Consider the following 577-nt stretch of genomic DNA (forward strand, 5'->3'; position numbering starts at 1 on the left):
GTTCATCTTCGGGGCGCAGGGGGCGGTGCCGTTCTGGCTCAGGTTGCCGGACGCGGAAAAACCGGACGGCTGCTTGCATTCGGCGGCCAGCGCGGGAACGCTCTTCAGGGCCATCAGCAGCGGCGCACCGGCCAGGCCGGTCTGGATGAGCTTGCGGCGATTGGCCTTGGGCGTCTGGCCGTCGTTGCTGGGTTGCAGCTCGGCAGATTTTTCGGGGTGTTCCAGATTCATCCTAAACCTCGTTCAACTGGCGCCATGACAGGCGTGATTTATTTGCAGTATATGCAGGCCCGCCAGTCACGAGTGTGACGTGGGTCCGCTTTTTGGTCGGATTAGGTAAAGCAAGTTTCATTCCGTTTCCCCCTTTGGGGAGTATGGTCATGATTTTTAAGGGTATAAAAAGGCACGACGAAATCGGGGGCGGAAAACGGCGGGGGCGTGTATAAAATGCCGACAAAATCCGTTCTGCCGCGCCGGTGCCGCGCCGGTGGCGCGACGGTGGCGCGACGGTGCGGGTTCAGACGTTGGCGATGCGGCTGTTGGCGAGGGACAGGCGGCTGGCCAGGACTTCGAGGAA

General features: G+C 61.0%; 1 protein-coding gene. It reads right to left on the reverse strand.

All coding sequences use genetic code 11. From position 1 onward, the window contains the following. Nucleotides 1-231 (reverse strand): hypothetical protein (locus tag L6Q67_RS24170; protein WP_296576255.1); only part of this gene is annotated, 231 nt, incomplete at its 3' end. Nucleotides 232-577 lie beyond the last annotated feature (346 nt).

This window comes from Zoogloea sp. (assembly GCF_023150065.1).
Taxonomy (GTDB): Bacteria; Pseudomonadota; Gammaproteobacteria; order Burkholderiales; family Rhodocyclaceae; genus Zoogloea.